Source organism: Nonomuraea sp. NPDC003804 (assembly GCF_040610675.1).
In the GTDB taxonomy this organism is placed as follows: Bacteria; Actinomycetota; Actinomycetes; order Streptosporangiales; family Streptosporangiaceae; genus Nonomuraea.
Genome location: NZ_JBEXMT010000042.1, coordinates 24600 through 33513 on the forward strand (window position 1 = coordinate 24600; position 8914 = coordinate 33513).

8 protein-coding genes are annotated in these 8914 nt (G+C 72.5%); 2 read left to right on the plus strand and 6 right to left on the minus strand.

All coding sequences use genetic code 11. The features are described from left to right. Window positions 1-148: 148 nt before the first annotated feature. Genes ABZX22_RS39905 through ABZX22_RS39915 form a run of 3 tightly spaced genes read right to left on the minus strand, consistent with a single transcriptional unit; the run spans window position 149 to window position 3274 of the window. Window positions 149-2563 (minus strand): bifunctional polysaccharide deacetylase/glycosyltransferase family 2 protein, encoded by a 2415-nt coding sequence (locus tag ABZX22_RS39905; RefSeq protein ID WP_354920624.1) that lies wholly within the window; start codon window positions 2561-2563, stop codon window positions 149-151. Beyond that, entirely contained in the window at window positions 2560-3099 is a 540-nt protein-coding gene (locus ABZX22_RS39910) for a hypothetical protein (protein WP_354920627.1), read from the minus strand. The genes ABZX22_RS39905 and ABZX22_RS39910 overlap by 4 nt, the downstream gene beginning before the upstream one ends. Before the next feature lie 49 nt (window positions 3100-3148). Next, window positions 3149-3274 carry a hypothetical protein gene (locus tag ABZX22_RS39915; RefSeq protein WP_354920630.1) on the minus strand — a complete coding sequence of 42 codons (126 nt, stop codon included), beginning with the start codon at window positions 3272-3274 and terminating at the stop codon, window positions 3149-3151. Window positions 3275-3309: 35 nt separating this feature from the next. Here ABZX22_RS39915 and ABZX22_RS39920 point away from each other — a divergent pair, with 35 nt between their 5' ends. Beyond that, window positions 3310-3699, plus strand: a complete 390-nt coding sequence (locus tag ABZX22_RS39920; protein WP_354920633.1) for a PPOX class F420-dependent oxidoreductase — start codon at window positions 3310-3312, stop codon at window positions 3697-3699. Here the strand turns inward: ABZX22_RS39920 and ABZX22_RS39925 are convergent. From ABZX22_RS39925 to ABZX22_RS39935, 3 genes are read right to left on the minus strand one after another with little or no spacing between them, the layout of a single operon-like run. Next, on the minus strand, window positions 3689-4564 hold the full coding sequence (locus ABZX22_RS39925) for an adenosine kinase (RefSeq protein ID WP_354920636.1): 876 nt from the start codon (window positions 4562-4564) through the stop codon (window positions 3689-3691). The genes ABZX22_RS39920 and ABZX22_RS39925 overlap by 11 nt on opposite strands. A gap of 56 nt (window positions 4565-4620) precedes the next feature. Next, on the minus strand, window positions 4621-5646 hold the full coding sequence (locus ABZX22_RS39930) for a LacI family DNA-binding transcriptional regulator (RefSeq protein ID WP_354920639.1): 1026 nt from the start codon (window positions 5644-5646) through the stop codon (window positions 4621-4623). A gap of 10 nt (window positions 5647-5656) precedes the next feature. After that, entirely contained in the window at window positions 5657-7162 is a 1506-nt protein-coding gene (locus ABZX22_RS39935; RefSeq protein WP_354920642.1) for a glycoside hydrolase family 13 protein, read from the minus strand. Window positions 7163-7547: 385 nt separating this feature from the next. On the opposite strand from ABZX22_RS39935, the gene ABZX22_RS39940 reads away from it, so the two are divergent. Then, window positions 7548-8831, plus strand: coding sequence for an ATP-binding cassette domain-containing protein (locus ABZX22_RS39940; RefSeq protein ID WP_354920645.1), 1284 nt, complete (start codon window positions 7548-7550; stop codon window positions 8829-8831). The last annotated feature ends 83 nt before the right edge of the window (window positions 8832-8914 follow it).

Below are 8914 nucleotides of genomic sequence, written 5' to 3' on the forward strand. Positions count from 1 at the left end.
CGACGTCAGACTGCCGCCCGGCCGACCTGCGGCGTCAGACTGCCGACTGAGCCGCGCGACGGCTCAAGGCGGAGCCGAGGGCGCCGCTCGGCTGAGCCGCGCGAGGGCTCAAGGCGGGGCCGGGGCGCCGCTCGGCCGGGGCGCCGGGTCAGCCGGCCTGTTGCGGAAGCGTCTCGCCGAAGGTGCCCTGCCGGCGCACCGTGTGCCAGCGCAGCCGTACCCCGAGGATCGCGGTGGCCACCGACTGGATCACCACGAGGTACATCAGCTGCCGGTAGACGAACTGCTGCAGGGGCAGCACCCACAGGGCGGAGGCCCGCTCCCCGTCCAGCCGCAACGCGTACCAGCCGGTGAGCGCCTGCACGACGACGAACGCGGCCCACACCGCGACGACGGGCAGCGGATCGCCGACGGCGGTGTTGTAGAGGGCCATGAGGTCGACGACCGGCGCCAGCAACGGGAGCGCCACCTGGAACAGGGTCAGGTAGCCCAGGCAGCGGCGCCCGAACGGGCCTGGTTCGACCACCGCGCGCCGGTGTTTCCACATCGCCTGGAGGGTGCCGTAGCACCACCGGTAGCGCTGCTTCCAGAGCTGGCCCAGCGAGGTCGGCGCCTCGGTCCATGCCAGCGCCTTCTCCTCGTAGACCACCCGCCAGCCCGCCCTGCACAGCGCCATCGTCAGGTCGGTGTCCTCGGCGAGGGTGTCGACGCTGACGCCGCCGAGCGCGACCAGGGCGGACCTGCGGAAGGCCCCGATCGCGCCGGGCACCGTCGCCATGCAGTCGAGCAGCTCGAAGGCGCGCCGGTCGAGGTTGAAGCCGATGACGTACTCGATGTGCTGCCAGCGCCCGATCATGCCCCGCCGGTTGCCGACCTTGGTGTTGCCGCTGACGGCGCCGACCTCGGGATCGGCGAGCTGGCGCACCAGATGGCCGATGGTGTCGGGCTCGAAGACCGTGTCACCGTCGACCATGACCAGCACCTCGTGGGCGGCGTGCGCGATGCCGGTGTTGAGCGCGGCGGGCTTGCCGCCGTTGGACTGGCGCAGCACCCTGACGTTGGGCAGGCCGAGCGACATGGCCAGGTCGGCGGTGGCGTCGGTGGAGCCGTCGTCGACCACGATCACCTCGAGCGGACCCTCGTAGGAGGTGCGGACGAGCGACATGATGGTCGCCCTGATGCCGGCCTCCTCGTTGTAGGCGGGCACGATCACGGTCACCGGCGGCGGCGTGTCCCAGCGCGCCCGGCCTCTGCGGCGCCTGCCGCCCCGGTTGCGGCGCGCGTGCACCCAGGCCAGCACCGCGAAGAGGAGGAGCCTGGCCAGGGTGAGCACGCCCGCCGCGACCAGGACCCACGCCAGCGCGCCGGTGAAGGCGCCGGAGGCGCGCTGCGCCAGGGCGAGCGCCCAGCCGGTGAAGCGCTCGACCGGTCCGGCCGGTTGGTGCGCGGACGGCATGCCGAGGGCGGCGGTCACGGTGACCGCTCGGTATCCCCGGCGGTCGAGCTCCTTCAGCGCCGTCTCCAGGCCCTGGACCGTCCGGCTCCGGTCACCGCCGGAGTCGTGCATCATGACGATCGCGCCGCGTCCTCTGGCGGGCACCGCGCTCTTGGCGATGCTGTCCGCCGTCACCCGGCTCCAGTCCTTGGTGTCCAGGTCGGTCAGCGCGATCAGGTAGCCCTCGGCGGCGACGGCGCGCAGGCTCCGCCACTGCGGCAGGGTGACGGCGGCGGGGGTCGACGAGTACGGCGGGCGGGCCAGCGTGGTGTGCTGCCCCGTCGCCCCGGCCAGCGCCTTCTGGGTCAGGGACAGTTCGAGCCGCAGCCGCCATTCCGGCACGTTCGTCAGGTCGGCGTGGGCGTAGGTGTGGTTGCCGATCTCGTGTCCCTCGGCGACGATCCGCCGCGCCAGCTCCGGGTACTGGGCGACCTTCGAGCCGACGGTGAAGAACGTCGCCTTGGCGCCGTGCCGGCGCAGCACGTCGAGCACGAGCGGCGTCCACCGGGGATCGGGTCCGTCGTCGAAGGTCAGCGCCACCTTCCTGGCGGCAGGCGCGGCGCTGGCGACCGTTCCGGCCGTGAGGTTGAGGACGGGTCCGCCCCCGCGCAGCTTGTCGAGCTCCGGGGTGGACTCGTCGGTCGCCGGCGCGGGCGCCTGGGTCTCCCCCGCGACGTTGGTCACGTAGCCGTTCAGCGCCAGCGCGCAGGCGAGCAGCAGCATGCCGACGGCCAGCAGGAACCAGTGGCCGCGAGGGTCGGCCGCCTTCGTCCGCGGGAGCGGCGCGGTGATCGGACCGGCGGCGGGCGGCTGCGGCACGGCGGGCGGTTGCGGCACGGCGGGCGGCTGCGGCACGGCGGGCGGTTGCGCCACAGCGGGCGGTTGCGGCACGGCGGGCGGTCGCGGCACGGCGGGCGGTCGCGGCACGGCGGGCGGCCGCTGTTCGTCGAGCGACTGCCAGGCGGCGAGCGGCCGGCGTTCGGCGGGCGGCTGCCCCTGGGCGGGCGGGTGGCCGTCGGCGGGCGGGTGGCCGTCGGCGGGCGAGTGCCGGTCGGTGGGAAGCGTCATCCCTTCGGCCCCTTCGACCTGTCGGGGTCGTGGCCCGGCGGCGTCTTGCCGTCCAGACCCGGCGGCAGCTCGCCGGTCGGCTCCGCGGTGGCGGGAGGGTCGGTGACCGGGTCCGGCTCGGCGCTCGGGGCCCGGGTGGGCGCCCCGGGGGTTTCGGCGCTGTCCGCGGGTGGTACCGCCCGGGCGCTCGGCGTGGTGCGGGGTGCGTGTGACGGCGGGGCCTGCCGCGTGGCGCTGGAGGCGGGTGTGGGCCTGAACACGGGCAGGGTGCGTGACGCGGTCGGCGTTGCCGACGGCGACGCGCTCCTGGACCGCGTGGGCGAAGCCGTGCCCTCCGCCGGTGAGCCGTCACCCGGCCAGCCGCTCACCGACAGCGTCGTGCCGGTGAACATGCCGCCGAGGACGACGGCGAGCAGCACGAACGCCAGTGCGCTCGCGGCGATGGACCCTGCCATGACCAGCCGCCTGCGGCGGCCGCTCTGGTCGACGAACACGGCCTGCGGCGGGGGGTCGGGACGACGGTACTGAGAGGACACGCCGAGCGATCGTAGCGGCCTTGGATCACATGGAGGAAAACATGCGACGTCATTGCGGGTCTGATGGGGCGTCGTCGGGCCGCGACAGCGCCTGCCCGAAGCGGGCGAGCAGGTCGCGGAGCTGGTCGCGCTCCCGCGGGGTGAAGGCGTCGGCGATCTTCCGCTCGATCGCCACGGCGGCGGCGTCCGCCGTCTCGAGTGTGCCGGGCCATGAGCGTTATTCCAGACAGCCATCTCGATCTGCTGACCCGGCCGCTGTTCGCCCACCTGGCGACGTTGATGCCGGACGGGACACCCCAGGTGACGCCGGTGTGGACGATCTGGGACGGGGAGTTCCTCCGCTTCACCACCACCACGGACCGGCGCAAGGGCAGGAACGCGGCCGAGCGCCCCTCTGTCGCCCTGTCGATCAACGACCCCGACGCGCCGTACCGCTACCTGGAGGTGCGCGGCGTGGTGGAGCGCATCGACCCCGATCCGGAAGGGGCGTTCTTCGACGTGCTGGCCAGGCGCTACGGGCTGGACTACGAGGCGCCCGTGGGCGACGCCGAGCGGCGGGTCGTGCTGGTCGTGCGGCCCACCAGGTGCACTAGGCAGTAGCCGCGCGGGCCAGCAGCGCGGCCTCGGTGATCGGGTCCTCGTGCGTGCCCTCGGAGACGCACGCGTGGGCGCCCGCGATGGCACCCAGGCGCGCGCACGTGGCCACCGGCTCGCCGCGCAGCAGGCCGTACAGGAAGCCGGAGACGAACGCGTCGCCCGCGCCGTTGGAGTCGGCGATCGGCGCGGGCAGGGGCACGGCGGGGAAGGCCGTCACCTCGCCGTCGCCGCTCAGCACGAGGCAGCCCCGCGCTCCGTCGGTGCAGACGACGGTGTGGGCGCGGCCGTGCCGCCTGATGTGGCGCATGGTCGCGGGCGGGTCGGCGAGCGCGGTGGCCGACAGGAAGACCAGGTCGGAGCGGTAGGCGAAGTCCTTGTGGTAGTCGGAGACGCCGTCCCAGTCGTGCAGGTCGGTGGAGGTGGGCACGTCGGGGAAGTCGGCGTAGACGTGGCGGGAGAAGTCGGTGATCGAGACGTGCACGTGGCGGGCCGGGCGCAGGTACAGCTCGCGCGGCAGCCGCTCGCCCGGCACTCCGCGCGGATCGAACAGCGAGGTCCTGCGGCCGTCCGGGCCGACGAGCAGGATGCTGCGCCTGGTGCCCGCTGCCGACGGCGCCCACGCGAAGTCGACGCCCCTGGCGGCCAGGTGCTCCCTGATCAGCCTGCCCTGGGGGTCGTCGCCGATCAGGTCGGCGAACCTGGTCCGCAGTCCCAGCGCGGCGCAGCCGAGCGCGACGCCCGAGCCGGTGTTGCCGATGCGGTCGACGACCGGCGGCACCGCGTAGGTGTCGGCGTACGGCAGGGGCAGCTCGGGCACGTAGGCGGTGGTGTCGACCCCCGCGCCGCCGATGACCAGCACGTCGTACATCTCGCACCCCTCCAGGGACTGGCCGGCCTCGCCTCAGGGCCGGCCGGTGACGAGGATCAGCGGTTGACGAGCGGCCCCGAGCCCGTCGAGCCGCGCACCACCAGCTCGGGCTGGAAGATCAGCTCGAGGTGCCGCCCAGGGGTCCCGTTGACCTCTTCCAGCAGCGTCTGCACCGCCGCCGAGGCCATCGCCCCGATCGGCTTGCGGACGGTGGTCAGCGGCGGGTCGGTGAAAGCGATCAGCGGCGAGTCGTCGAAGCCGACCACGGAGACCTCGCCCGGCACCGACCTGCCCCGCTCCCGGCAGGCCCTGATCGCGCCCAGCGCCATCAGGTCGCTGGCGCACACGATGCCGGTGCAGCCCTTGGCCAGCAGCTGGGCCGCGGCGGCCTGCCCGCCCTCGACCGAGAACAGCGAGTGGGCGATCAGGTCGTCGACGTCGTCGGCGCCCAGCAGCTGCGCCATCGCCTGCCGGTAGCCCTCGATCTTCCTGATCACCGGGACGAACCTGCGCGGCCCCAGCGCCAGGCCGATGCGCTCGTGGCCGAGGTCGACCAGGTGCTGGACGGCCAGGCGCGAGGCCAGCCGGTCGTCGGGCGAGATGAAGGGCGCGTCGATGTTCTCGTTGTAGCCGTCGACCAGCACGATCGGCAGCCCGCGGTCGGTCAGCCTGGTGTAGCGGTCCATGCGGGCGGTGGTGTCGGCGTGCAACCCCGAGACGAAGACGATGCCGCTGACCCCCCTGTCGACCAGCAGCTCGGTGAACTCGTCCTCGGGCGCGCCGCCGGGCAGCTGGGTGCACAGTACGGGCGTGTAGCCGTGGTGGGTGAGCGCCTTCTCGATGGCCTGCGCGAAAGCCGGGAAGATCGGGTTGTCCAGCTCGGGCGTGACCAGCCCGATGAGCCCGTTGCTGCGCTGGCGCAGCCGCGGCGGGCGCTCGTACCCCATGAGGTCGAGCGCGGTCATGACGGCCTGGCGGGTCGCCGAGGAGACGCCTGGCTTGCCGTTGAGCACCCGGCTGACCGTGGCTTCGCTCACCCCTGCCTGGGCGGCGATGTCGGCGAGACGGGCGTGACCGTTCATGATGGACACTTTACGCAACCTTTGCCCGCCACCACGTGGTGGAATCGGGAGCCAGACGTCCCTGCTCGACGGGGCCGCTGGACAGGATCGGCGTGCCGTCGACCGGGTAGCCGATCTCCTGTCCGGTCAGGTTGACCGTGCAGACGAAGCCGTCGTCCCGGCTGAAGACGAGCGTGCCGGCGGGCGAGTCGTGCCAGCGCAGCTCCCCCGCCACGGTACGGCGCAGCCGCAGCGCCTGCCGGTACAGCGACAGCATCGAGCCGGGATCGTCGGCCTGGGCCTCGACCGACATGTGCGCCCAGTCGGCGGGGATCGGCAGCCACGGGTCGCGCCAGCCGTACCCGTCGGCGGCGGTCCACGGCAGCGGCACCCGGCAGCCGTCGCGGCCGCTGTCGGGGTCGCGCAGCCGCTGGGGGTCCAGGCAGACCTCGGGGGGCAGGTCGAGCACCTCGGGCAGGCCGAGCTCCTCGCCGTTGTAGACGTAGGCCGAGCCGGGCAGCGCGAGCATGAGGAGCGCGGCGGCGCGCGCCCTGCCGAGGCCGCCGAAGCGGGTGACGTGCCGCTTGACGTCGTGGTTGGACAGCACCCACGTGGACGGGGCGCCGACGGAGTCGGCGGTCTGCAGCGACTCGGTGATGACCTCGCGCAGCGCGTCGGCGTCCCACCGGGCGTTGAGGTAGTGGAAGTTGAAGGCCTGGTGCAGCTCGTCCTCGCGGACGTAGCGGGCGAGCCTGGCCGGCGTGGGCGCCCACGCCTCGGCCACGCCGATGCGCTCGCCGGGGTAGGAGTCGAGGATCCTGCGCCACGCGCGGTGGATGTCGTGCACGGCGTCGTTGTCGAAGTACGGCACGACGTCGCTGCCGATGAGGCGGACCTGGTCGGCGTGGCCGATGTCGGGCAGCCCCTCGGGCTTGACCATGCCGTGGGCGACGTCGACGCGGAAGCCGTCGACGCCCAGGTCGAGCCAGAAGCGCAGGATCGACTCGAACTCCGCGCGGACCTCGGGGTGGTCCCAGTTGAGGTCCGGCTGCGAGGAGTCGAACAGGTGCAGGTACCACTGGCCGTCCTCGACCTGGGTCCACGCGGGGCCGCCGAAGATCGACTCCCAGTCGTTGGGCTGGTCGCGGAAGATGTAGCGGTCGCGGTTGACGCCGCGCAGCGCCTCCTGGAACCAGGGGTGGGCGGAGGAGGTGTGGTTGGGCACGATGTCGACGATCACCCTGATGCCCAGGCCGTGCGCCTCGTCGATGAGCGCCTTGGCGTCGGCCAGCGTGCCGAACAGCGGGTCGACGTCGCGGTAGTCGGCCACGTCGTAGCCGAAGTCGGCCATCGGCGACGAGTAGAAGGGCGTCAGCCAGACGGCGTCGACGCCGAGGTCGGCGAGGTAACCGAGGCGATCGCGCACGCCCATCAGGTCGCCGACGCCGTCACCGTCGCCGTCGGCGAAGCTGCGCACGTACACCTGGTAGATCACCGCGTCCCGCCACCAGCGGGCCGGTGCCGACGAGTGGGTCATGTGATGTCCCCCGCGAACCGACAACAAGCAGGTCCCGCCAACGCGACGGGACCACTTCATATGAAAGGGCTTGCCGCAAGTTTACGCAAGCCTTTCCAAAGTGGGATTTTTCGCAATAAGTCGAGGCAGGGGATGGTTGCCGGCATACCGAAGCCGGCCGGATACGTGGGCGGGAGCGGGGATTCGAGCGTGTCGCGAGCCGCCGTCTTGAATCAGCCACGCACGGTTACAGATTTTTCATGTCAAGTCTGGACACCGGGGTGAACACGCGATGTACTACCTCATCAATCAGCCCCGTCACAGGTGACGTCTCATGCCCGCCAAGCAGCGATGACTCCCTCGCGCTCGGGAGTCTGATGCGCGTCGACGAGGGTGGAGCAGACCCATGAGCACGGTCGTCCTGGACAAGGTAACCAAGGTCTACCCCGGGGGATACCTGGCGGTCGACCGGCTGAGCCTGCGCGCCGCCGACGGGGAGTTCCTCGTCCTGCTCGGACCGTCGGGATGCGGCAAGTCGACGCTGCTGCGGATGATCGCCGGGCTGGAAGAGGTCACCTCCGGCGACCTGTGGCTCGACGGCAAGCTCGCCAACCACGTGGCCCCGCGCGACCGCGACGTCGCGATGGTCTTCCAGAACGGCGCCCTCTACCCGCACCGCACGGTGCGCGGCAACATGGCCTTCCCCCTGGAGATCGCCAAGGCCGACCCCGCCGTGGTCAGGGAACGCGTGACCGAGCTGTCCAAGGCGTTACACATCGACGAGACCCTCGACCGCAGGCCCGGCACCCTGTCGGGCGGCCAGCGCCAGCGCGTGGCCATGGGCCGCGCCATCGTCCGCCAGCCGAAGATCTTCCTGATGGACGAGCCGCTGTCCAACCTCGACGCCGGCATGCGCACCGAGCTGCGCATGGAGATCTCCTCCCTGGTCCGCTCGCTCGGCGTCACCACCGTCTACGTCACCCACGACCAGGTCGAGGCGCTCACGCTGGCCGACCGCATCGCCATCATGAACAGGGGCGTGCTGCAGGACGTCGGCACCCCCGCCCAGATCTACAACGACCCGGCGACCGCCTTCGTGGCGGCCTTCCTGAGCTCCCAGCAGCTCAACCTGCTCGCCGCGACCGTGCGGACCCCGCAGAACCAGTACGTGCTGCTCGACTTCGGCCCCCACCAGCTGGTGATCCCGTGGAGCGACCCCCGGGCGTACGCCATCTCCCAGCACACCGGCGGCCAGATCATCGTGGGGCTGCGCCCCGACGGGCTCGCGCCGGTCCCGGAGTCGTACGAGGGGCCGAGCTTCTACGGCAGGGTCAGGGCGCTGGAGTACCACGGCCACGAGTGGCTGGCCTACGTCGAGTGCGGGGTGCCGGGGGTGGCCGTCCCGGAGCCGCCCGACCCCCGGCGCAACGCCAACGGCCGCGACCAGGGGGGCGGCGGGCTGCGCGGGATGATGCGGCGGCTCCTCGGGCCGGTCGAGGAGGACCACGCCGACCAGGAGCAGGTCGGCCACACCATGCGCGACGGCAGCCACCGCAGGGCGGACCTGATCGTCCGGCTGGGCGTGCGGCCGGCGTGGCGGACCGGGGACGCCGCCAAGATCGGCGTGGATGTCAGCCGCCTGATGCTGTTCACGATTGACGGCGCGCGGATCGACCCGCCACGCCGCTGACTCCCCGCGACGACGCGGTGACGGGACGTTCGACGGGGCCACGCTGAGACCGGACGGTCGATAGGGACGCGCGAGACGGGCCA

Coding starts and splice junctions, on each gene's coding strand:
- ABZX22_RS39905 (WP_354920624.1), bottom strand. CDS start 2,563: ATGACGCTTCCCACCGACCGGCACTCGCCCGCCGACGGCCACCCGCCC.
- ABZX22_RS39920 (WP_354920633.1), top strand. CDS start 3,310: ATGAGCGTTATTCCAGACAGCCATCTCGATCTGCTGACCCGGCCGCTG.
- ABZX22_RS39925 (WP_354920636.1), bottom strand. CDS start 4,564: ATGTACGACGTGCTGGTCATCGGCGGCGCGGGGGTCGACACCACCGCC.
- ABZX22_RS39930 (WP_354920639.1), bottom strand. CDS start 5,646: ATGAACGGTCACGCCCGTCTCGCCGACATCGCCGCCCAGGCAGGGGTG.
- ABZX22_RS39935 (WP_354920642.1), bottom strand. CDS start 7,162: ATGACCCACTCGTCGGCACCGGCCCGCTGGTGGCGGGACGCGGTGATC.
- ABZX22_RS39940 (WP_354920645.1), top strand. CDS start 7,548: ATGAGCACGGTCGTCCTGGACAAGGTAACCAAGGTCTACCCCGGGGGA.